The organism is Legionella bononiensis (genome assembly GCF_016786215.1).
Classification (GTDB): domain Bacteria; phylum Pseudomonadota; class Gammaproteobacteria; order Legionellales; family Legionellaceae; genus Legionella; species Legionella bononiensis.
In genome coordinates this window covers 1-24,694 of the sequence record NZ_JADOBG010000009.1, presented here as the reverse complement: position 1 = coordinate 24,694, position 24,694 = coordinate 1, and the positions used below count along the sequence as shown (strand labels likewise).

Here is a 24,694-nt window from a genome sequence, read left to right as displayed (position 1 = left end):
CGGGAAAAAATACTGACTGAACTGGAATCTGTAGTTTCTACCAAGACAGGAAGACATATTGATACGGTCACGGCTGAAGATCCCATGGGATTTGGATTGGGTGTAGCTTATCGTTACGATAATGACCTCAAACAACGCTTTTGGTTCTATGAGGGAAGTACCTTGGGATTCAGAGTAATGTATCTATGGAGTGCATGTAATGATGTAACTACCGTTATTGCATTGAACAGTAAAGGTGCGGAAGGAGATCCCAATTCTAAGATGGGCGATCATATTGGAACAGCCAGTCTGAATTTGTATAACGCCATATTGCGCGTTCATCCCGAACTGCGCTGTACAGTGTAATGAACAGGGTCTAGTGAATTGAGTCACTAATCGACCGTTTTTTAACTTCTTTTTCCCTTGCTCCCTCCCAGCCGCCTCGGGGGCACTGCCATTAACTTAAGCCTGAGTAGCCTGTATTAGCGAAGCGTAATACAGGATCTAAGTGGCTCCAAACTCCATTATTTCCCTGTATTACGCTTCGCTAATACAGGCTACGAAAATAGCCAATCAACAATAACCCCTTAACTTAACGGCAGTTCGCCTCGGGGGAGAGGGGAAACTGAACAATAATTTAATTTTTCGCAGTTATATTGATTAAATTTACCCTTTTTGCTGTATTTCATATAAAATAGCCCCGATTTACGTCGTTTTCACTGGATTATCGGGTGTAATTTTATGAAGTTATCAACAACTCTAATGAGTGTCATTTTGGCAGCACAGTTCATAGTTTCAGAATCATGGGCAGGTTCAGGTGGTATTGAACCGGTACGAAAAGATATAGTTCAGTCTGTTGTTGATGATTATTTTAAAAAATACAGTAAAAAAGAACAATTTACTGCTGTTTCTGCCTCTGTACTTATTCCTCAGAATGGAGAACTCCCTAGGGATGAGATTAAAACCGCGGTGGCTGGTCGTGTTGGCTACCCTCCATTTTCAGAAGTGATTACTTTTGATCACCTATTTGATATTGGCAGCATTACCAAATCATTCACTTCGTTGATTTTATTGCAGTTACAGTCTGAAGATGCTTTATCCCTGGATGACCCAATAGGGAAGTGGTTGCCTCAGTATCCTAACTGGAGCGAAGTAACTGTCCGGCAGTTATTGAATATGACCAGTGGTATCCCTAACTATTCCAATGATCCTGCGTTCTGGTCCCAAATGGAGCATGATTTAAGTCATGTCTGGACAGATGAAGAGCTGCTTCGTTACGCACATCCTGAGAAACCTATAGAGCGGACCAATACGAACACCTATGAATATTCCAATACTAATTATATTCTTGCTGGATTAATTATTGAACAAGTAACACAAGATACTTTTGCTCATCAACTTAAAGAACGGATTATTAATCAAAGTAATTTTTTGAATAACACCTTTTATCCCGCAGGACCAGATGGAGTCGCGGTACGAGAGTCTATAGCCGATCGTAAGATGCATGGTTATTACTTTGATGAAGAAAATAATAAGGTTGTTGATACGTTTGTAAATGATTTATCCTGGGCTGGAGCCGCAGGAGCGATTGTTGCCAATACTGAAGACGTGATGCGATGGGTTCAGATTCTTTTTCATGGCACCTTGATTAATCCAGTCTACAGAGAAAAAGCATTGAATGAGTTGACTTCGGTAGTGTCCATAAAAACAGGATTGCCCATTGCAACTGTGACAGCAGATGATCCCCTGGGGTTCGGCTTGGGCGTTGGATATTATTATGATACAAACTCCGGATTAAAATTTTGGACTTATCAGGGCAGTACTTTAGGATTCAGAGTCATGTATTTATGGCAACCTTGCAATAATGTCACTACTGTTGTTGCTTTGAATAGTAAAGGAGATGAGGGTAGTTCTGATTCTAAAAAGGGGAATCATATTATGGAAGCTAATATGAATTTGTATAATACAATTATCCAACACCATCCTCAGTTGCGTTGTGCTGTTTAATTGATTTATGTGTTGAAGATCTATGACAATCATTGTAAATAAAGAAACGGAACAATTCTTTCTGGCTTTAGGTAAGGAAGGTAGACATTCCTTTATAATGTTTGGCGTTTATGACGAAAATAAGGTAAGTCATCTACTGTGCCGGGTAGGTAAAGATATTGATGAGCCCGAGCATCCTGATGAGAGCAAATGTGCGGTAATCGCGGGACGCCTGGCCAATGTCTTTTTTTCAAAAATTAAATCAAAATTGAAGAATGAACGTACCTCCAGAAATAAACCAGGTAATATACCTATCAGTTATCAAGCTTATGACACAACATATGAGCATTATCGGGAATTTATTGGTTTATTGGAAACCCTACAAAATAGTAACAATCGATATTCCTGTTATAAACCGAAAAAGCAAGTAGGTAATCAGATCGAATTCATTAAAACATCCCTGCCAATAATGAAACCCCAATACGACCTGGGTACTATAAAAAAGAATATTGAAGAGTTTTCTATTGATAACACCTGTCGACACACTGCTATTAAATTAGTTGAAGAGGTACAAAAAGTTCCGGTTTCCTCAATGGTATCTTCTAATTTTTTTACTGACTTACCTTATAGAACAAAACTTGTTTACGGAAAACCCGACACGGATATTCCTTTCTATGTATTGCCTTTATCACCCGATGCATTTCCCGAACTGAGTACAGTACAAAAATGCATTATAGAGAAGCTCTACGCACGGATGGAGCGTTTGGTTTTGCTCGAACCTGATTCTGTTCAGACCGTAAATAAATTCAATAGTCTTAAAAATGAATATAACCAACTCGTTGGGCCCCAAAAAGAGTTCAATCTCGATCAATTACTCCACAGTATTCAATCCTGGAAAGAACGGGATAAAACCATGCTGAATACGTTGAGAAAAACTTATTTTTGGGATGCATTTTTTACACGAACTTCAGCTACCATGAACATGATTCATGAGATTGAACACAGCCTTATCGCGCAAAAAAAAGTAAGATAGACGTAACATACCTGAGAGATATTCACTTTTTATACGTTATCTTCACGAAAGCGCTAAGGAATCATTAATTAACTGGTTGGTAACAACCCCATTGAGGCAAAAAAAATACCTTATTCCCGCGAAGGCGGGAATCCATGCATCAAATGAGCACCACATTCTGCTTGTTTAATCGATCCCACCTTTGTGAGGATTAGCGTGTGTAGCCTGTAATAGACGAAGTCGTAATACAGGGTGGTTATGCCAAAGGTACGCTCCCCATCTATGATCTATAATTCCGGGTTCACTTAATCGATGTACAATCTTTAATATCGGTATTCTCATTACAAAGTAGGGAGTTGCTAAAGAGCTTGATCCTGTATTACGACTTCGTCTAATACAGGCTACGTACGCTGGTTGATGGCAGTTCCATATGAGTAAAAATAATACGTCATTCCCGCGAAGGCGGGAATCCATGTATCAAAAGAGCACGACATTCTGCTTGTTTAATCGATCCCACCTTTGTGAGGATTAGGATTAATCAATCGAACTTAAAACGTAGATTGCTTTTGGAATAGTACTTGCCTTCATTCCTGTTTTACTGCATGGTATATGCTACATTTAAAGATGGAACAGATTTCTAACTGGCTACACGATGTGTACTCTGTGTGCCCTATAATTATCAAAGGAGTGACTATGAAACTATATTATTATAAAGGTGCCTGTTCTCTGGTAGTACGTATCATCATGAATGAAATGGGACTTGAATTTCAGGACGAAGAGGTCGATCTACGAACAAAAAAAACAGCAAGCGGAGAGAACTTTCTGACAATTAATTCCAAAGGTGCTGTGCCAGTGTTGGGTCTTGATAATGGTGACGTTATCACGGAAAACCAGGTTATTTTGCAATACCTGACCGATATCACTCCGGGACAGGAATTATTAGCCCCTGTTGGCGATTTTAAACGATATCATACTCTTGAATGGTTGAATTATGTGTCTACTGAACTTCATAAAACTTTGGGTATGTTTTTTGTTCCTATGGTTACAGAAGAATTTAAATCTAAAGTATTAATACCTATGGCCATGTATAAACTCGGTCATGTTGAAAAGCATTTGTCCCACAATACGTACCTCATGGGTGATCATTATACGTTGCCTGATGCCTATCTTTTCGTAATATTAATGTGGGCAAATAGCTTTAAACTGGATTTTTCCGGATTTCCACATTTAACCAAATATATGGAGTACATCCAAAGCAGACCTGCAGTTATTAAATCGTTAAAACAGGAAGGGTTTTAGGTTAATCCAGGAGCAGGTATGGCATCGATTAATTTTGATACTCTTTTTAGTTATTGGTCGTTACCAGCAATTGAAATTAATATCATTGTGTTTATGAATCTGCTGGGCTCATTGATCCTGGGATTAATCGTAGGTTATGAACGCTCGTATCACGGTCGAGCTGCGGGTATGCGTACCTACGGTTTAGTGTGTATGGCATCTACTGCTTTGGTTGTCATCGTAGGTTATCCCAATCATTGGTTTGGCAACATACCTGCATCAAACATGCTTGTTCCCGATGTTACTCGTGTCGTACAAGGTATTGTGACCGGAATTGGCTTTCTGGGCGCGGGCGTTATCATGAAGGAAGGGTTTTCCATCAGTGGACTGACTACGGCTGCATCCATATGGACTGCATCTGCCATAGGAATCTTGGTAGGAATAGGTTTTTACTTTTCTGCGATATTGTTAACTTTTTTGGCATTATCAATTATGATGTGGGGGTTTCGATTAGAAAAATCGTTGCCCTCACGTCATTCTATTGCAGTGTCATTAACATTTAAATCAGGTGTCATACCCGATAAAGACACTATAAGACACATATTAAAAGAGTGTGATTACTCTATGGCTCAGGATACGATAGCGATTTCTTCAGTTAAAGATGCAATAGAATGGCGTTTTGTTGGTGTTGCATCAACTAAAAAAACTTGTTGCACTATACCTGAACTATCTCAGGCATTACACAAACTGGAAGGATTAGACAGTTATTTTGTTGCTTTTGCCAGAAACTAGAGATGGTTTTCTTTGTATTAAATGCCCAAAATATATGAAATCAGGAAATTGTAAGTAAATCGCTCATGATTATATCTATATGTCTGATTTGAATGCATGTTATAATGTGGTTTTGTGATCAGCTTGTTTGATACTTATTTTGAAGTTCAGACAGTTTTAATATAAAAGCGATAGATTTTTCTAATTCATCCGGAGTTTTAGAATGCCAATTAATGATTCATTTAAAGGTGGTTTGGACTTAAACTTCTTTCCAAATTCAGAGTTTGAATCTATGGCGAATAAAGACATCAGCCAGCGTGCCGCTATTATCGGACGTAATGTTTTAAGATTGTTGATGATGGGATGGCCTAAATCCTGGACCGAACTAATCACCTGGTATACTTTAAGAGCGGTTTTTATTAGGCACGATCATGCTTTGTTGAAAGAGTTTCGTGCTGGTTTCCAGCAGGGATTTGAAAACATATACAATCAGCTGAAAGGTCGAACTCTAGATAAAAATCAGAGTGAACAGGTTCAATTGTATTTAAGTAACTGTTTATGTCATTTGCCATATGCTGATCTCACTCCCTTTGAATCCATCAAAATTCCTCAGTTCGTAAACGGGGAATGGGAATTTGTTGAATATTCTGTTAATCCAATTGAGTTGACTGAAGAAAATAAATATACGATCAGAGAGCCTGATCGTGTTTTTGCTTATGGGTTGGAACCTATATTAAATCGGAACGCAGAATCGCATTTAATTTTTATGGGAACGAATTATCCAACAGGTCAAGGATTTCTGCCACAGATTGTTACTGATTTTGAAGCTTTTGAAACCGTTGGAAGTTCGTTGTATCTGAGTGGACGTCAGCGGATTCATGATTGGTTATCCAGACAGAAAGATAAAGTACATGTGTGTGGAGCAAGTCTTGGTGGTTCGCTCGGTTTGCTTCTTGCCGTAGATTTGGGAGAGTTTCTGTCTCGTGTTGATGCTTTAAATCCTGCAGGGTTACATAATCTTGAACCGAAGAGTAAGTATGACCGATGGGATGAATTGAGTTCCAAGCCTCAAGTTGTTATCCAACAACAAGGAGATGATCCGGTCTCTTTATTTGGATTATGGAAGTCCGATTGGGAAATCCTCCATGTAGCTCCACCGGAAGACAAAAAAGGACCTAATGCTTTTTGCGATCATTTCATGAATTATGCTGGATTTGCTGATACGGTATTTACTTATGTGGATCCGGAACATCAAAATGCAAAAAGGACGACTCGTAATTTCTTGTTGTATTCAATAGGACGAAGTGTCATTTATTATTTAATGATAAGCCCCTATACACATGTAGTTCGTCCTGCGTGGTATTACACAGTAGAAACCATCAAGTCAGCATCCCTGATTTTGTTGTCAGTGCTTGTTGGAGTAGGAGTATTGGTTGGTTTGACCGTCGCGGGTATACTATCTCCCATGATTTTTTTTGGTGCCGTTGCTGCTCTGGGTATTCTGAGTACCTTATTATTTATTCCTACTGTTATGAAAGCAGTTATCCCGAATGAAAAAGTCGTTGCAAGCGATGCTGATAACGACATGAACTACGCTCAAATTCATGACCCTACATTACCCAGAAACCCTGAAATGGATTTATATAATAAAGATCATTCAATAGAAGTTAATTTAACTTATAAAGAACTGAATGCATATTACAAAGCCATGCGTACTCTGGTAAAACAAAAAGATTTTATACCTGCAGATGAGCTCAAAGTTCTTAAAGGTACGAACGTGTCAAAAAGGGACTGTTTAATTGAAAGCCAGAATCCAGAAAATGAAGAACGGGTAGTGACTCTCAAAACCACCAAGGCCAAAGCGGTGCATATCAAGCATGCTTTAACATTCATTGAACAGTTAGGTTTTGAAAATGAAAAAGAGCTGAAAAAGGCTTTGGAACAGGATTATAAGCACTATTCTATTGGAAAGCACAATTAGATTGAACATATCTTATGGGGTTTTCTGGAATAGAATCTTCGCTCCAATTCCCAATTAATTCGCTATTGGGTTATTATTTTAATAAAATAACACCATTCCATTTTAATGCTTTTTAGAGTAAAACTGTGCACTGTTACCAAGATTTGATTGATATTTTTGATGAGTGTTTCGCAAATACATACAACACTCGATTGGTAAAAGGTGATGATGAGCCTATTTACCTGCCTGCAGATACTCTGCGTACCTATAACGCATTATATTTTGCTCATGGTTTTTACAGCAGCGCATTGCATGAATGTTCTCATTGGTTAATTGCAGGCGAAGAACGTCGTAAATTAATTGATTTTGGATATTGGTATATGCCCGATGGGCGCAATGCAGAGCAACAGGCATTGTTTCAGAAGGTTGAAGTGAAGCCACAGGCGATTGAGTGGATACTTTCAATGGCGGCAGGACATAAATTTCGAGTCAGTGTTGATAATCTAAATGGTGCTGAATCGGATACGGATTCGTTCAAGAAAGCAGTTCATTCTCAGGTGATGCACTATTGCTCGAATGGACTACCTCAGCGCACTCGAATTTTTCGCGATGCACTGTGCTCTTTTTATAAGCGTCCTTTGGAATTAAAGCCAGAAGATTTTGTGCTCACCGAGCTGTAATACAGCCTGTTTTCTGTAGGATCTATTGGGATTGAACCCGCATTGAGTATCGTTCAGTTCTATATTCATTGATGCAGGTTCACTTCGATTCTTGAATTATAAGTGCCGCGTGCCAAATCAAAATCAATAGCCTATAGAAGAGGCTTAATGATGTAAAACCACGCCCATAGTCCAATCCAGGTTTTGATCGGGTGGGATGTAATTTATTGATTGATCGGGGATTATGCCATATCCATCAACCATCAAGGCATAATAATAAGCAGAAAAAAGGCAATATTGATAAACGTACTCATCATCTGGAAATTGAGAGTTGATTGAATCCCATTGCTGATGACAAACCTGACTGTCTGCTTGTTGAAGCAGATTCTGATTGGTTAACGTGCTGTTTTCAAAATGAAACAAACTACTGTCCGCCAGATTTGAGATACCACCAATCGAGTACCATGAATCGACCGGGTTGGCGGCAAGTAGCGGCTGAACTACATTGTTTACTTTATGCACTTCAGTCATGAGCCGAGATACTTCCTGTTCGCATGCAGAGGCATTACCTTGCCCTGATTCCCCATCTGGGAGAGGGTAGTTGTTTGAGAAACAGGACGCTGAATTAAGAAATTGATGGGCTACTTCAGTCTGCCCCAAACCTAAAAAACTCTGGACATAGAGATTATAATGATGGCCGTAAAGCTCCAGTTCTACCTGGGACCGGGTGTTTAATTCTGAATTTTTTTGCACTGGGAACACAATTTGTACCGAAGCGCCGCCCATATCCATTACGCCGACAGATTCATTTGGTGATTTTTGCAAGGTACCCAGATGATAATTGACTGAGAGCCAATCATATAATGCTTCGTCAGTTCCCGTAATGGTTTTGGCTTCAACAAGCTGCCATTGAGATTGTTGAGAAAACCAGTGTTGCAGTTCATCATAATATTTTTTTTGTTTTGAAACAGGGAGTAACCTCATGCCTGCTGTAGCATAAAAATAAACAGGGATTTGTTGATTGGGTGCACCGGATAACAGGGTGGTCAGATACGCATCGATGGTATTGGAATTGGGTTCTATAGTTGCAAAACCAGGTTTGATTTTTTTGTTCCAGATTTCATTAATATTAACTGGAGAGCGTGTTTCGTCAACATCATATGAGTAGACATGCAGTCGAGAACCCGTACTTCCTGCATCGATTACAGCAATGCATTGATGATCATTACAGGGATTATCGGCGGCATAAACATTGGAGGATATGACTACAAAACTAGCAATAATGACCAAAAAACGGAACATGGGTAAAGCCTCAGTCCAAGGTTGCCGTATGATACATTGTGTATATTTTGTTGTCAATGAGGTAATGAGTGTTATCTAAAGTAAATTCAAGATTTTAATTTGACTTAATAATTTACTTTGTAGTTTAAAAATAGTACATTGTTGGTTTTTATAGTAGTTTATTAATAACTTTGGGAGTTTCGTCATACTGAACTTAGTGCAGGATCTCTAGATGCAGGCACAGAGCCACGCTCAGGAGATCCCTGATTGCATTCGGGATGACGATTGAATTTTCGTCATCCTGAACGCAGTGAAGGATCTCCCAAAGCAGGCACCAAAACAGCTTCAGGAAATCTCTCAATACGTTCGAAATGACGATTCCCGAGTCTGTTGATAAGTTACTTTTTATATAGTTGATCATCCATATTTTTTAGGTCTTTATCATGAAGTCGCAAGAACAAAAGGGTTCCTTATACGCCATATTATCCGGATTTTTATATGGATTTATTGGTTATTTTGGACTTAGTGCCATGAACGGAAACATATCAGCCGGCACGATGTTGTTCTGGCGTTTTTTAATATCCAGTATTTTGATATTAATTATTTTAATTCCGCAAATTAGAACCATAAAAGATTCGTATCGATCCATGTTTATCGCCTTTCTTGGTGGCGCTTTGTATTATGGTGTATCAACACTACTGTATTTTTGTTCCTCTCAATATATTGGCTCTGGTTTGGCAATGGTTATATTCTTCACTTATCCGGTGATGATCATGTTGCTGAATTTTTTCTTTTACGGTCAGTCCATCCCCCGCATTTATTACCTGGCTACGTTTATTATCTTGATGGGTATGTTGCTGTTGATTGACATGAATGAGGCAGCTTTTGATTTGTTGGGTATCAGTCTTGGACTCATTTCTGCTTTTTTTTATGCGTGCTATATAATCACCAGTAAACGAAATAAAATTTCACCTACAGTCTCGACTCTGATGGTCTGTTTAGGATGTATGATGACCAGTTTTTTTGTGGCTTTGTGGGGTAATACCTTTACATTTCCTGCATCCGCAACAGTGTGGATTAATTTATTTGGAATTGGAGTGGTTGCAACAGTTATTCCTATTTTATTGATGTTGCACAGCTTAAAATACATCAGTTCAGAGAAGGCTTCGATTTTATCTGTTCTTGAGCCTGTATTTGTGGTGATATTTGGCGTACTTTTATTAGGCGAAGAACTAAAACCCTGGCATGCTCTGGGGATTGTTTTTGTGTTGACAGGAGCTTTAATTACCTTATTCAGTCATCGAATCAACCTTGGGGAATTAAGACGTTGGGTATTTAAAATTAGACGCGCTTAAGTAATTGGATAGTCTTCATCAGTGATGGGTGTATTTAGCTAGAGCGCCGAATGATTTAACTATGCATAAATTAAATTTAACTATTAATAATTCAAAAATATTAACTCGTAAACAGTTTCGACGTCCCACGACTTGTTTCTGAAAAATCCTCATTTATTAAATGCCACCCTCTGCGGCCTGCGGTCACCCTCCGCAGCCTCCCGTCACCTGCCGTCACCCTCCGCGACCTGCCGTCACCCTCCCCAGCCTCGCGTCACCCTCCGCGAAGGCGGAGGGTCCATTCTTTATGATTTTCTTTGTGATTCACATCACTGCATTATTAGTGTCCCAAATCTGTCTGCCACCCTCTGCGGCCTGCGGTCACCCTCCGCAGCCTCCCGTCACCTGCCGTCACCCTCCGCGACCTGCCGTCACCCTCCCCAGCCTCGCGTCACCCTCCGCGAAGGCGGAGGGTCCATGTATGGTAAGTCTGATACTGAAAAACCATAAAATAATATTCATATCAGTTCATTGCGACTAATAAAAAGGGAACATTATCATCTGATATGGTATTAAATCTCATTAAACGGGTCTGGGTAGACACTAATAATGCAGTGATGTGAATCACAAAGAAAATCATAAAGAATGGACCCTCCGCCTTCGCGGAGGGTGACGCGGATGGTTGACAGATTTGGGACGCGGATGGTTGACAGATTTGGGACGCGGATGGTTGACAGATTTGGGATGCGGAGGGTTGACAGATTTGGGATGCGGAGGGTTGACAGATTTGGGATGCGGAGGGTGACGGGAGGCCGCAGAGGGTAGTATATAAAAATGAGGTTCGTTTTGGAGTTGTTCGCGGGATCCTGTTCGCTCTTGATGAATATATTTTGTTCGTTAATGAAACCTAATCCTTGGGACTCGCAAACAAATCCCGGGTCGTTGGGAATAAAGTGATGAATTAGCAACTTACCCTGCTATTGAATCGCTAACGAGTTGAAGTTAACCAATTCATTATTGTTTCGTGTTCTGTTGTATTTAAAAGAGCAGGGGCATGTCCGGCGTCTTTTATCTCAAAGACATCTGTTTTATTATGACTTCGTTGCATTCTTTTAATGATTTCTGGTGTCAGTAAATCAGATTGAGTCCCGTGGATGACCAAAACTGGACAGTGTACCTTTTGCCAAACTGACCAAAGATCGATGTCATACAATATTCCTTCCATAGCCTTATAGGGATGATGAAAAAACTCGGACATGACTTGAACAGAAGACTTTGGATTTTTTATACCCGGATCTACCTTGGCTATGAAGCGACCAGGAGCGACTTCCTCGATACTGCGTGCAGTAAACTCATCCCATTGTTTGTCAGTCAGGGCTCCAAATCCAGAGAAATTTAATTTATAGAATTGTTTTGCTTCATCGATGCTTTTAAATTCAGGTTCCTTTCCTGCATATTTAGCTAGTCTTCGTAATCCAAAGATAGGAATTTGAGGACCTATATCATTCAAAATTAGACGTTGAACAGGGGAGTTGGGTAGCGCGGCCATCATCATCCCTATCAGCCCACCCATAGACGTCCCTATCCAATCAATTTGTTGCGCTTTAGTTCTGGCAATAAGCGCGTTCATATCGGAAAGATATTGAGTAAAATTATAATGATGCGAATGTTTAAACCAGGAGCTGTCGCCACGACCCACGACGTCAGGGCAGAACACATGACGACCATTCATGCTTAGGTAATAGGCCAGTGCGTCAAAATCATGAGAATTACGAGTGTACCCATGGACACACAATACGGCAGGAAGTTCCAAATCAGAACTTCCCCATTCGGTATAAGCTACATTATGGAATCCTTCATCAGAAATTCCAAGAAAAATGTTTTTTTTCATAGTGTTCTGACAGGATGTACCCTAAAGTCCATTAGTACCAGTTTCCATAATAACTGTCTGAACCACAACATCCGTTATAATTTGTGCCACAACAACCACTAGCACAGCTTGCACATAATACAGAAACTGAAACGATTACTAAGGCCAGTATTATTTTTTTCATCGCCTATCCTTGCTTGGTTATGTATCTTAAATATACGACATGATTGTTAATTTTTCCAATCGTCAATGTATTAGTCTTTTGTGGGAAATGAAATAGATGGACTGACCACTTGAGTTTTAACTGTTCTAATTGTAATTATTCTTAAATATTGGGTAGTGCCATTAGGGGTACTGCCATTAAGTTAAGCCTTAGTAGCCTGTATTAGCAAAGCGTAATACAGGATCGAAGGGGCAACATATTCCATTGTTTCCCCGTATTACGCTTCGCTAATACGGGCTACGAAATTAGCCAATCTCCAATCAATAATCCTGCGTGATGTGGGATGCTGCAGATAGAGTGACCTATAGCTCAGGCTATAGGACGACTCTGGAAATTACATTGTGACTACACGTCATTAAATGATTCAAGTCCTGTGACTATGAATCCAATCAACCAGGGATGTTATAGCATTTATTGTCTTGAACCATTAATACTATAGTGCTGTCCTGCGTTAGGGTTAAAGAACCACAACTGATGTTATCACCAAAAAGAGAGTCTTTTTTATAACCAAAATAATATTCTTTATCTTTAGGTCCTCTTCCTGAATAGGATTTGCCTAAAGTACCGAATTCTTTATTATCCACAGTAAAACCTATTGCTACAGCATTTTTTTCCATGGTTTTTACTGTAATCTTAATTGTATCCGCTGCAAATGCATGAATAGAAAATAGACTGATAAATATACATCCCAAACTTTTTGAAACTTGTCTTATCATGTTCATCCCTGTAATTTTTGTAGTACTAATAAAACTAGCCAGAAAATCAGGTTTTGTCTATAGATAAAGAAAATAACCCCCCAGATAAACCTGATTTATTATTTCGTGGTTGCTTATTAATACTCTTCATTTAGAAATTGTAACCATTGCAGTTTCCATAAATCATAGAGAAACAATTGGTTGGGTTCCTCATTCAAAAAAGGATTAAGATCATCATGTGATATGAATCGGTTATTGGCAATCAGGAGAAGGAGATCTTTAGATACCCCCTGGGTCTCCCATTCACAACCATTAATATAAAAATGATGCTCTGTAGTATCCTCTTCGATGAGGTAAGCAAAACGACATGATGCGTCACGTACCAAATCGGTTTCATTTAGTTCGGCAATAAATACAGGCAAATCGACCCATTCCTCTTCTTCCAATGGCAGGGCTAATTGCTGTTCTGCCTGTTGATCAAGACGGGTGGCAAAACAACCAAACCAGGATTTAATAATATGTTCATCATCTATTAAATGCTGTAATAACTGTTTTGCTTGTTGCCATGCGGGTTTTTTAATTTCTGAGGTTCCCTGTTGAGCAGACCAGTCCGGGTCACGATACAGCGTTTTAAATAAATCTTTCTCTGACAAGAAATCTCCGAGGCTATCCCAGACTTCCTGGCCTTGATAGCTTCGATAACCAAAAGAGTAGGTCATGCATTGGTCTGATAAAGAAATTCCATAATGGCCTATGTGAGGGGGCAGATAAAGCATGTCACCTTCTTCAAGGACGAATTCCTCTTCCGTATCAAACTCGTTCATAATCCGTAATTCCATATTGGGGATGTAATTTTCCGGAGTACAGTTTTTAGAAGTCAGGGACCATTTACGGCGCCCCTTAGCCTGATATAAAAACACATCATAATTATCATAATGTGGTCCAACACTGCCATTAAGTGTGGCATAGCTGATCATGACGTCATCAAGGCGCCATTGCGGGATAAAATCAAATTGATCCAGTAAGGCATACACCTCTGGAATCACTCTATCAACACCTTGAACCAAAAGAGTCCAATTACTTTCAGGGAGTGTTGAAAATACAGACTCTTGAAAGGGACCTCTTTTTAAATGCCATTGATTCAGTGTATCAGTTGTTTCAATGACTATGCGACTTTCCATGTCTTCTTCAAGTGCAAGCCCTGCTAATTCATCTGGTGATAACGAATTGATAAAATCGGGTAATGCATTTCTAATCACCAGAGGTTTTTTTTGCCAGTATTCTTTTAGAAATGTTTTTAACGTGATTTCGTGGAAATTAACCATTTAATAAATGACATCTGTAATTAAGAGTGACCAATATATACACGCTGAAATGGAGTTAGGCAAATTAATTTGCAAGTAATTCCTCATCTTATAACCTGCCTCTTTGTTCATGGACTTAATAAATTGTTAATGTCTTTGTGTTAAATTTAATCACCACGTAATGGACGTAATTAATCATTCAGGATGATGAACACTATAGATAAACAATTCCAGACATTATTTTTAAGTTGAAGTGTTTTTTTAAAAGTACTGGTGATTTACACGTTTAAGAGAAATAGGTGAGGTTATAATGAGTTATGATATTGAATCTAGAGTCAATCTGAATGCGTTGATTGAACAATTAATGGATTATGCTCAGCATAAAACACCTCATGATATTGAATACAGTGCAAAAAAAGCTGCAGAGTTACACTCGCAGTATATGTCCAGTCCTGAACGAAGCTCTCTTGCGCGATCTGAATTTTTAAACCAATTGTATCAATCACTCAAAAATTATCAGAACGAAATTTTCAAAGAAAAATCCTGGTGGGGGCGATTGATTGGCTTTTTCGGTTTTCTTCCACCTCATGAACGATCCGTACAGAATGTGATTAATACTGTTCATCGTTCATTTAAACAGGCTCAGAAACAACAAGATGACGTTTTATACCCCAATTTCTTTTTTCGTATCTTGCGATTTTTTGGATTTACTTCCAATGAATTGTTTGTACGTAAAAACTACAAATCCTACACGTCTAATGAACAATTAAAATACCTTTCCCATCATCTTATGGGCGATCAGGAATTGAATGCTCATGAAGCCTTGCAAGGCAAAAGCAAATCAAGTGCTTACCAGCATTTTTCAAATGATTTAAAGAAATTTATAAAAAGCAAACATAATCATCTTGATCCAATAACCAAGGAGCAATTGCTTTCATTAAAGCAGAAACTTGATGATGGATTTGTATTGGCCAGTAAAATTGATTTTATGCTTGTTATCGATCAAATGGATGAAAATAAAGATCGTCGTGAGGAATTATTGTTTGATCTGGCCTATCAGATTAAACATTCTATATACCACCTAAAAGTAGGTGACTCCATGATTATTCCTCATGGTTTTGGTAGTAAAGATGGACGACATGCTACGGTTGTTGAATGCAAGCGAATTAACCAGAATGAGGTTGTGTTTAAGTTTATCAATACCGGGTATGGTGTTAATGATACAGAAAGCTACAAGACAATTTTTAAAACGGCACTATTGGGTGATAATCGTACCCGCCCGATTAAGGTAAGCAGCCCTTTTGGCATCGAGTCATTGCTTAAAGATAATTTTATTGAGCGATTATTAGCTCCGGTAGTTATTGGTGAAGACAAGAAGGGCGAACAAATGAATGCGCCGCTTTTAGAATTATATCGTGATGGAAAATTACACGATGATGAACAATCTTTAACACTGCAAACCAATGGTACCTGCGCTCAATCCTCTTTGCTAGCCTGGTTCAAAACTCAAGTAACCGAACCCGTGTTTGTATTATTTTCTTCTTTTATCATTCAAAGAGCGCACAATCATCTACAAAATTATAAGGGAACTAATTCAGTAGACGAATCGAGTCTTAATGCGTTAAGACGAGCGGGTGACATTACAGTAGAAGAAAAACAAACTGAACTCTCCAGAACGAAAGATCACATCGCAGCAGAAATTCTGTCTCTCAAGTCAGAACTGAGATCGATTTTAAGAAAAAAGGGCAAAGTAATTCCTGAACACATGGATTTTACTGGTTATTATCAAAAAAAATGTCAGGGTAATAAACTCAATAGCGACGAAAAGAATATGATTGCTAATACCAATTCTTTAACTCCCTTAAAAAAACAACAAACCAATATGGTCAAAAGAGCTTTAAGTTTTGTGTTTTTCCAAAATCAAAGTTCTGATGAAGCAAGTAATAAGGTCAGTGATCGAGCACAAAAAGCGGTCCTGGCTAAAAAAATTGCTGGCCATACTGCTTATATTGAAACTGCAAGTAAAATGGTTCACTAAAGAGGTTGGGGAGTGGCATTTTATTCTTTTAAATTTATCCTCTGTACATGACAGTTTTTTTGTCATGTACAGAGCTATTCAGGCATAAACTGTTAACCAGGAGATGGCTTTTGTTTAAAATGATGACTTGCTGAATAATCCTTTTTCATTTATATTGCCTGCACTTTTTTTACCATTAGTGGGGTTATTATGCCAAAGTTGAGTAATTATTTGCTTCGCGAAAGATCTTTCAGGGAGTTTCTGGCTACCATGGGTCTTGATCTTGCTCAGATTGGGCTATCCAGTGTAGACGATTTTTTTCTTTTTGACCTGGATGAAGTTGAGCGACCTGAAGAGTTTATCAATAAATTAGGCGCAATAATAAAAGGTGACAGTGACAATAAAGTTAAATCTATAAGTTTGATGGAGATTATTGATGCTGAATTAGCTCAGGCAACTTGCCTTACCCCGGAAATGCTTAAAACTCATAGGCAATCATGTAAGGCAATCCTGAATATTATCAAATCGCAAGGTGCTCATTTTGATTTTTCTCATGAATCAGGTCTGTTGGAGTTAGCTTTACCGGATCCGGCTTATGCGAAGATGTTAAATCTTTTAAATTACCCCAATCTATTTATTAGTGCCGAGGGTAAATTGGTTTTTGATCTAAAAAAATACCTCCAGAATGCGCCTGCTGATCTAATAAAAATCATACGCGATGACGCCAAAGAATCTCCCTTACTCTTTTTAAACAGTAATCTCTTGAAAGCTCGGCAAATTTATTATGCAACCAAAAAGTTGGATGATGGACGTGTTGAAGTGACTCCTTATTTTTTTGTTCCACACGCACTAACTCCACCAAATTATCATTTTGTCCTTGATGTAAGTGGCTCCATGGACTCGGCACTGCCGGAGTTGAAAAAAAGTGTCAAATCCCTCGCAAGGCAACTTTTTGAGTTCCAACCGGAAGCAGAATTAACCGTAACGACCTTTTCTCAAGGAGTGAAGCAAATAGGTATTTATAGAGCTGGGCTTATAGAACGGTTGGATAGTGATGTAGATGCCCTTGTGATTGAATCGCACACGCCATTATACGAGGTCACTGCTGATTTTGTGGAGAGAATTATCTCAACAGTCAAACAGGACAACGTACTCTTGTTTACTGATGGCGCGGATAATGGTTCAAAGAGAGATTCCGATCTCAGACTTCAAAAATTAATAAGAGACTTGGCAGGTCATTCAAATATTCTGGTACGAAATAAATTCAATGTGATTAGCTACCGTATTGCCCAGGATAATTTAATGCATGATGTTGCCCAATTATTTTTTAGTGAAGTGATTGAAACGTCAAGCGCTGATTTTGTTGCAGCGCAAGCGGATCCTGAATTATTGATGAGATGGGCAGCAGCTCGAGAGCTATTCTCTATACGTGTTGTGGTCACCGATAAAGTGGGTGATCAATCTTTTGAACGCTATGGCGTAAGTTTGGATATGTCTGGTCAACTGCAAGCCCTCGAACCAAGAATTTGTCAGCCTGGTGAGCGCTTGGATATTTCTGTGGCTGATGGCAATGGCACACTCTTGCTAAACGACTCCAAGAGCTTTGTTGTCCAGGAGGCAGTTCACGAAACTGCCAATGAATCCAGTTTCATTCCTAAATTCTTTTTAGATTGTATCGATCACTGCATTGAAGTAGCCAGAGATTATATAACGGATGTTGCGCGGACATGTCCAAGCTATTTTCCTACGGAACACCCTAATTATTGGCAAACCAATGGCCAGGTATTCTTCGGTAAGGGATTGCCTGTCGGTTATTCCAATTGCACTTTACAGATTGCCAGTTCTTCTGTACCGCAGCTGGGTATTTCGTAATTAGGTCAGCCCCTTATATACTTTATAGGGGGTAAGTCATCTAAACAATGTGTTTTATTTGATTAATCCATATTATAAAAGGTGCAAAAAAGAGCGGAATACAAATTAAATACACATCCTATGGAATAGAATAGTGTAGGATTGGGTCGAACGTTTTGGATATCATCTCTGGTTTAGTCGGTTTGATAGAAAAGAGTGTTCTGCACATACAGTAAGCATGTGTTGCCTTATCGGAATATAGCGTTGAATGATTCAGAGTTTCAATAGACCCTGAGTAGCCGAGAATCAAAGAATTGATAAACACATCAATCAATTGAATCAAGGCTAGTATCTCCTGGCTTTTTAGATATAAAGGTCGTAGGCGTCATCTGGCTCGTCATTATTCTTTTCATCCATTGCAGGATTGGAATCGACAGTGGTAGCGGGAGTAAAAAAGCTTAAAAGACGAGCAACTCGAGGAAGCTCTGGTAAGCTGTTAGATATCAGGCTTTTCAGCGATACTTGCTCTGACTCCAAGGGTTGGGGCAAATTATCCAGAGACAGTTCTTGCGGATTATTTCTGATGTATGCATTGCTGTCTTGTATATAGCGGGAAATAAGAGCATCATATACACTTTCACCATTGGGGTATTGCATAAGATACAAATCCGCTAAATGGGTATTAACCTGACCTTTGTCGTCTCGGCCATATTTGGCTGCAAGATACGCTTCTCCTTCCGGGCTTATTTCTGCCCAATGCATATCGCTGTATGAGTCTTTTTGACTGCGAAATTCCTCTGGGCACATATCAACAAAACTCGGTAGTTGGCGGTGACGTTCTACGAATGCGGCCAATGTAGCATTGCCGGGATCAAGTAGTCCATCGCCTATATGATTCACATGAATTTGATAGGGTGTAACCTGATTGTAGCTGTCTTGGGTACGAATATCCCAACCTGAATAGCGTAGCAAGGGTCGAATAACAGGTCTCAATGAGGCGGTCCAGGAATTTTGCGTCATAAGGCCTTGTACTGCTTCTTGAAATGTCGAAAAGGTATTATTTAAAATACAGCGTATTTCCACACCGCTTTGTTTCTTAAATTGATCGCTTATCTTTTTAGCAACCGCTGCGCCAAACGAATCTCCCTGAAAAATAATGTCGTCTATAGAGACTCCTTTACGAAGTAAATCATTCGTGACGGCCAGACCGGTGTTTATTAAATCATTTACTTCTAAAACTTGACCTCCCAGTCGAGACATACCAGGATACTCAAAACCATAATAGGTTGCTCCTGTTGTTTGAACCGCTTTGGTAATATCTTTAAAACTATCCTGATATAAGGAGCATACGCCCGTAAAATAGATGATATGCTTACCCTCTCCACAGCGAGAGGCGGATGAGCTTGAACTACTTGAACCACCAACAGATGAATCGCTTAAGCTCCCATCTGGTGAATTGTGTTGAAATGCTACTACTTCAATCTCACATCTTGACTGGTTCGCAAGAGTTACTTCGACTTGATAGCGCTCTAAGTCGATACCTTGAAAGGCTGTGTAATATGTTCCTTCAGGCTGACGCTGAGCTTGTACAAAAAGAGCAAATCGTTCATCCAGAGGCATAGTTGAATCACCGAAATTATTTTTAACATACCAATCCTCACGATTAGATGGAAATGTTCCTGAACCTATTTGCTTCTGTAACAATTTTTGTAAATATGAACCTGGCATTTTATTCCTTAGCATCAAGCTATGTTTTTATATTGTACATCATGTTTTTGTTTGAATCAATAATTGGGTTGTTTTAAAAGTTAATTGAATAAGGGCCTAGAGGGGCGGAGCTAGAGGGGCAGATCTTTCTTTTTGCTTTTCACTTCCTTGAATGAGCTAGCAAAAAGAACGATCTTACCTTCATTTTCCTTGCATGAAGATTATGCGAGAAGTCAACTGTGCAAGATATAACAAGCCCCAACAACCTCTAATAATTAATGCCTCGGCCTTTTGGGGGATGTTTCGGTATCCAGAGTCACCTGTTCGGAACTTGAGGGTTTCAAGGAATGATCGTGACTAAAAAACGAAGGAGAAGAGGATGCTGCGGTGCTTTTTTCCTCTCTAACACACGTTTGAAGGAGTTTCAGGGATTCCGTATATAGCTCCGCTCTGTGCAGTACCGTCTGACCTTGCCTGTTCTTCGTCATCACGGCCGTTGCCCTTTCGGCTTCGGGTAGGCAGGCCAGAACCTGTAAAGCCACACCTATTTAAATTTGAACTCTCAACCACAGCCCCATCGCTAAACGTTATCTTTTGCGCGGTTTTTTTTGACTGAGAATGCGTCTGAACGATTTGAATAATAAAATGGTTTGTTTTTTATTTTCTTTGGAATGAACTTCAGTGCGTCTCAGGCGTAAGGTCTCATAACGATATAGAAAAGAAGAAATCGTCGGCGATAAGGTCGGTATTTTTTCGATTAGTGAATGACACTGTTGTTTTAAAGTTGCGGAAGGATGAGTTGATACATTAAAGCGTTTGAATTCTTTTTGTAACAGATGATACTCAATAAGTAATTGATCTCTGTTTCTCCTTTGCCACCATTGGTAGTACACTCCATATAAAATGATAAACAGCAGCATACTGGCTATTGATGCTTGCAGTAATTGCCCCATCCTCCATTCTTCAAGGCCCACCTTCTCTAATAAGTTTCGCTGGGTATCCTGGTTATAAAATAATAACCACCGTTCTGTAAAAAATCGTACTGAATCCAAAAATAATCGGGAACGTTGTAACCAGGACATGCCTGAGATGTTGTATCGTTCTGTTTGATTCAAGCGGTATGCTCTTGCTTCTTGAATGGCCGGATCGATACGCTCAGAGGCGATAAAAGAGGTTGGATCGAACTCCTGCCAGCCAATACCTTCCTGCCAATACTCTAACCAGGCATGAGCATCATTTTGCTTTATCGTCAGGTATTGTGCCAGTGGATTCCATTCGCCGCCTTGATAGCCTACTACAATTCGCGCCGGAATACCGACCGAACGCAATATAACGGTTAGAGCGCTGGCATAATGTTCACAAAACCCTTTTTGTGTATCGAACCAGAATTGATCCATTTGCTTTTTATTTGAGTTGAGTACGGGGGGAGTCAAGGTATACCAAAATGGATTTTCCTTGATGTAGTTCTTTAAAAATGCAATAAATGCTTGTGGATTGTTATTCAATTTCGCAAACTGTTCTTTTGCCCAAACGTTAATGCGTGGATTGCTATTTCCTGGTAATTGAGTTGTTTGAAACAGTTCTCTTTTACTTAATTCGTGGTAGGGATTCGATTGGACTTTCAGAGCATAGGAAAAACGTTGATTTATCAGGTCATGATCCGGACTGATTAACCCATAATTGAGAGAAAATAAGAGATTGGGACGAGAAAACTCAGGATAGCCCAGATAAAACAACCATTTTTTTTGGTGTGGCTCCAGCAGTACTTCATAATCAGCGGGTTCATTCGGACTAAGTTCCTGTAAGGGCGGAAAGGCAGCTGCATTGTACCAGCCGTGATTCCAGCTTATCCCATTATATAGACTTAAAATTAATCCTCGCCAATATCCATTCAGTATGGGTTTGTTGTTAAACGTAATTCTCATGGCAATACTGTCATCATGAAACAGATCGGCAATGGACCCTGGATTCATTTTTTCACTGAAACCCGTATGTATTTGACCTTGAGACGGAACTTGCCATAAGGGATTGGTCAAACGAGGAAATATATAAAACAGGATGATGCTTAATGGTATCCCTATGAGTAATAGTTTGATGCTTTTGCCACCTATAAGCCGCAATGAGGCTTGTGGCGCTGTTAATTTTAACATCAAAGAGAGGTTGGCTAGGATGCCTATAATTAAATAGAGAATAATCCAAAGTTCTTGTATGACGATAAGGGCTGAAAAGATTAAATAAAAATTACAAAGAGCAAGTACTTTCAAATCTCGAAAGTTATGAATTTCAATAATTTTCAATCCAATAAAAGTGAGTAAGAATCCTACAAAAAAACCACTGGATACAATGCTGCCATAATGTAGTTTTAACAAAAACAAGCATACAGCGACAAGAGAAAAACGGATCCACTTATTAAGTACTGGAAAGCAATAATAATCAGCAATCAATCGGTATCCCATCGCGGTTAAAACCAGGATAAACAACCACCCTGGGGCGGTAAACAAATGAGGAAGATAACAAACCAACATGATAAATAAGGTATATCTTATGGTGTCCATAAGGGTTTGTTGAGAGGCCGCGCTATTCATTTGAATAATGCCAGTTGACGTAAACAATAGCGTAAATGTTGTTCACCCCGATCAAACGGAGTTGTGTTATTGGTTAATTCCAGGCTATAGATCAGACCATTGTGTTCGGCAGTAAATAACCAATAGCACAAGTTCTGCAGTTTGGTTTCTATCTCTTCTGTTGGCAGATCATTTAATTTAAACTGCCAATAGTCTCCCTCTGTACTGTCCCTGGTTTTAACATACCAACCCTGTCCTTTTGCAGCAATTTTCCATGCGATAAGGTTCGGTTGTATCCAGGGATTCTCAACTTGTTTTAAATCATAAAATTCTTCATCTCCCTGAATATTTTTTCTTTTGTTCTGTTGATTGGAGACCGGGAGCGGCCAAAAATCAGGTGACACAGGGGTCGGATAAACATAGTACAGTATATCGAATCGTGCATAACCCCAAACCTTAAAGATTCCAAAGGGATACAGACTGGAAATTGTGATTCGGGGCAGGGTAAAGCATCCACGTTCTGTAGTTTCGACAGGTACGATAAACTGTATTCCTTCGGGAGGAATTTTCTCGATTCGAGTGACGGGCTGATTCGCAATTTGAAATTCCACTCCAAATCGGTTTTTGCTGTTGGGTAGAATGAGCAGGATAATCTGAGCTGGTTTTCCTTGCTGTGTATCCTCAACCGAAATAAATTTGATTGATAAATCTTTTAGATTGGAATGTGCCTCCCAGGCGCTGGTCAGTCCTATAACCGCCATCAGGAAGGTCATTAAAAACAGGGTACTTATTTGATAATTAATTGCTCCAGAAAAGAGGGTGAGCACAATAAGGCCATAGATCCAGCCAAGGCTTGAAGGCAGTATGTATACATTGTTTGATCCAAGGACTTGTGGATTGGTTAACGGAGTCCGATGGTTAATCCATTGATTCCAATATTCCTTACCTCTGATTTTCGCTTGATTTATCACACTGGGACCTCAACCTCATTCATTAAAAGTTCCGTTGCTGACAATTGAGTTTGTGATTTTTTAATGATGAGACGATGATTCACCACTGCTGGCATTACGGCTTGAATATCATCTGGACGAATGAAATCACGTTCATCAGTTCGTGCATAGGCTTGTGCCGCTCGAATTAAACCCATACCAGCTCTTGGGCTAAGGCCATGATTAAACCAACCTTGATTACGGCTGGCCGCAAGTAGTGACTGTACGTAATCAAGCACCAATTCCGAGACCTGGACTGTCTGGCTTTGATGTTGCAATTCCAGTAATTGATTTGGCGTGATGATGGGCTTGAGTTCAGTAAACTGGTTATGCTGACCAGGTGACTTTAACAGGATTCTTTCTGCTTCGGGTGGTGGGTAGCCAATAACCAGACGCATAAGAAACCGATCGAGTTGGGACTCGGGCAGTGGGTACGTTCCTGTATGATAAGAGGGATTTTGGGTTGCGATTACAAAAAATGGATCGGGCAAGGGTTCGGTGCCTTCATCCGTTGTAACCTGCCTTTCTTCCATGGCTTCCAATAAGGCACTCTGAGTTTTGGGTGTCGCCCGGTTTATTTCATCAGCCAGAATTAGTTGAGAGAACACGGGGCCTTTGTGAAAATAAAAGGACTTGAGCTGGCTGTCAAATATTGAAACTCCCAGAAGATCACTGGGAAGCAGATCGCTGGTAAACTGTATTCGTTTGTATTGCATACCTGTTAGTTGTGCCAAGGCATGACTAAAGGTGGTTTTACCCATACCCGGGATGTCCTCAAGGAGCAAATGGCCATTGGCTAACAAACAGGTAATCCCTAGTCTTACTACTTCCTCTTTTCCCAGGAGTGTATGACTTAATGCGTGTTGTAATTGCTTTATCATATGAAGTCATTTTCAAGATGATTATTGCAAAGTATAGACAGGACTCATGAATAACGCCCGATCTCTTCGTTAAAAAGGAATTTTTAATTCAGTCATTTAGTTTATCTAAACTCTAAACGTCATCCCAAATGCAATGCTGCCAATTAGCCTTAAGTTTTAATTGACACAATGCTTAATGTTCAATTTCAAATGTTATCGAGATCTCGGTAGAATGGCCTTCGCCCTTCGGGAGAAGGTGCCTATAGGCGGATGAGGGGATCTTAAAATCATTAAAATTATCAATTAAAATACTTTGCCCAACCAACAATGGATTAAATGCATGGAGTTATTGGA

At 39.5% G+C, this 24,694-nt stretch carries 18 protein-coding genes and 1 pseudogene; 10 read left to right on the top strand and 9 right to left on the bottom strand.

The window, feature by feature from the left end:
* The 7 genes and pseudogenes from IZU94_RS05380 to IZU94_RS05350 all read left to right on the top strand — a co-directional run.
* Positions 1 to 345: pseudogene (locus tag IZU94_RS05380) on the top strand (serine hydrolase domain-containing protein); the annotation flags it as partial.
* A gap of 375 nt (positions 346 to 720) precedes the next feature.
* On the top strand, positions 721 to 1,986 hold the full coding sequence (locus IZU94_RS05375; protein WP_203108728.1) for a serine hydrolase domain-containing protein: 1,266 nt from the start codon (positions 721 to 723) through the stop codon (positions 1,984 to 1,986).
* Positions 1,987 to 2,008: 22 nt separating this feature from the next.
* A complete protein-coding gene (locus tag IZU94_RS05370; RefSeq protein ID WP_203108726.1) occupies positions 2,009 to 2,998 on the top strand; it encodes a hypothetical protein in 990 nt (329 codons plus the stop codon).
* A gap of 672 nt (positions 2,999 to 3,670) precedes the next feature.
* On the top strand, positions 3,671 to 4,276 hold the full coding sequence (gene gstA / locus IZU94_RS05365) for a glutathione transferase GstA (protein WP_203108724.1): 606 nt from the start codon (positions 3,671 to 3,673) through the stop codon (positions 4,274 to 4,276).
* 18 nt (positions 4,277 to 4,294) lie between these two features.
* A complete protein-coding gene (locus tag IZU94_RS05360) occupies positions 4,295 to 5,047 on the top strand; it encodes an MgtC/SapB family protein (protein WP_203108722.1) in 753 nt (250 codons plus the stop codon).
* Between the two features lie 202 nt (positions 5,048 to 5,249).
* Positions 5,250 to 7,007: a hypothetical protein gene (locus IZU94_RS05355; RefSeq protein WP_203108720.1), complete on the top strand. Its 1,758-nt coding sequence runs from the start codon at positions 5,250 to 5,252 to the stop codon at positions 7,005 to 7,007.
* Positions 7,008 to 7,132: 125 nt separating this feature from the next.
* Complete coding sequence (locus tag IZU94_RS05350; protein WP_203108718.1) at positions 7,133 to 7,666, top strand: elongation factor P hydroxylase; 534 nt, start codon at positions 7,133 to 7,135, stop codon at positions 7,664 to 7,666.
* Positions 7,667 to 7,810: 144 nt separating this feature from the next.
* Here the strand turns inward: IZU94_RS05350 and IZU94_RS05345 are convergent, their stop codons facing one another.
* Positions 7,811 to 8,947, bottom strand: a complete 1,137-nt coding sequence (locus IZU94_RS05345; protein WP_203108716.1) for an acetate and sugar kinases/Hsc70/actin family protein — start codon at positions 8,945 to 8,947, stop codon at positions 7,811 to 7,813.
* 422 nt (positions 8,948 to 9,369) lie between these two features.
* Between IZU94_RS05345 and IZU94_RS05340 the strand changes: the two genes are divergently transcribed.
* A complete protein-coding gene (locus tag IZU94_RS05340) occupies positions 9,370 to 10,281 on the top strand; it encodes a DMT family transporter (protein ID WP_203108714.1) in 912 nt (303 codons plus the stop codon).
* A 967-nt stretch (positions 10,282 to 11,248) separates the two neighbouring features.
* Here the strand turns inward: IZU94_RS05340 and IZU94_RS05335 are convergent.
* The 3 genes from IZU94_RS05335 to IZU94_RS05325 all read right to left on the bottom strand — a co-directional run bounded on the left by IZU94_RS05335 (position 11,249) and on the right by IZU94_RS05325 (position 14,373).
* Entirely contained in the window at positions 11,249 to 12,151 is a 903-nt protein-coding gene (locus IZU94_RS05335) for an alpha/beta fold hydrolase (RefSeq protein ID WP_203108712.1), read from the bottom strand.
* Between the two features lie 591 nt (positions 12,152 to 12,742).
* Entirely contained in the window at positions 12,743 to 13,069 is a 327-nt protein-coding gene (locus IZU94_RS05330; RefSeq protein ID WP_203108710.1) for a hypothetical protein, read from the bottom strand.
* Between the two features lie 116 nt (positions 13,070 to 13,185).
* The gene (locus IZU94_RS05325) at positions 13,186 to 14,373 is read right to left on the bottom strand and encodes a JmjC domain-containing protein (RefSeq protein WP_203108708.1); all 1,188 of its coding nucleotides are present in this window, start codon (positions 14,371 to 14,373) and stop codon (positions 13,186 to 13,188) included.
* A 289-nt stretch (positions 14,374 to 14,662) separates the two neighbouring features.
* On the opposite strand from IZU94_RS05325, the gene IZU94_RS05320 reads away from it, so the two are divergent.
* Together IZU94_RS05320 and IZU94_RS05315 are read left to right on the top strand one after the other, a co-directional pair.
* Positions 14,663 to 16,390: a hypothetical protein gene (locus tag IZU94_RS05320; protein ID WP_203108706.1), complete on the top strand. Its 1,728-nt coding sequence runs from the start codon at positions 14,663 to 14,665 to the stop codon at positions 16,388 to 16,390.
* A 189-nt stretch (positions 16,391 to 16,579) separates the two neighbouring features.
* A complete protein-coding gene (locus tag IZU94_RS05315) occupies positions 16,580 to 18,241 on the top strand; it encodes a vWA domain-containing protein (protein ID WP_203108704.1) in 1,662 nt (553 codons plus the stop codon).
* A 342-nt stretch (positions 18,242 to 18,583) separates the two neighbouring features.
* Here the strand turns inward: IZU94_RS05315 and sdbB are convergent, their stop codons facing one another.
* From sdbB to IZU94_RS05290, 5 genes are all read right to left on the bottom strand, one after another.
* Positions 18,584 to 19,948, bottom strand: coding sequence for a Dot/Icm T4SS effector alpha/beta hydrolase (gene sdbB / locus IZU94_RS05310; RefSeq protein ID WP_203108702.1), 1,365 nt, complete (start codon positions 19,946 to 19,948; stop codon positions 18,584 to 18,586).
* Between the two features lie 254 nt (positions 19,949 to 20,202).
* Positions 20,203 to 20,469 (bottom strand): hypothetical protein, encoded by a 267-nt coding sequence (locus tag IZU94_RS05305; protein WP_203108700.1) that lies wholly within the window; start codon positions 20,467 to 20,469, stop codon positions 20,203 to 20,205.
* A 45-nt stretch (positions 20,470 to 20,514) separates the two neighbouring features.
* Positions 20,515 to 22,512 (bottom strand): transglutaminase TgpA family protein, encoded by a 1,998-nt coding sequence (locus IZU94_RS05300; RefSeq protein ID WP_203108698.1) that lies wholly within the window; start codon positions 22,510 to 22,512, stop codon positions 20,515 to 20,517.
* A complete protein-coding gene (locus IZU94_RS05295) occupies positions 22,509 to 23,462 on the bottom strand; it encodes a hypothetical protein (protein ID WP_238400527.1) in 954 nt (317 codons plus the stop codon). The genes IZU94_RS05300 and IZU94_RS05295 overlap by 4 nt, the downstream gene beginning before the upstream one ends.
* On the bottom strand, positions 23,459 to 24,361 hold the full coding sequence (locus tag IZU94_RS05290; RefSeq protein WP_203108696.1) for an AAA family ATPase: 903 nt from the start codon (positions 24,359 to 24,361) through the stop codon (positions 23,459 to 23,461). The genes IZU94_RS05295 and IZU94_RS05290 overlap by 4 nt, the downstream gene beginning before the upstream one ends.
* Positions 24,362 to 24,694 lie beyond the last annotated feature (333 nt).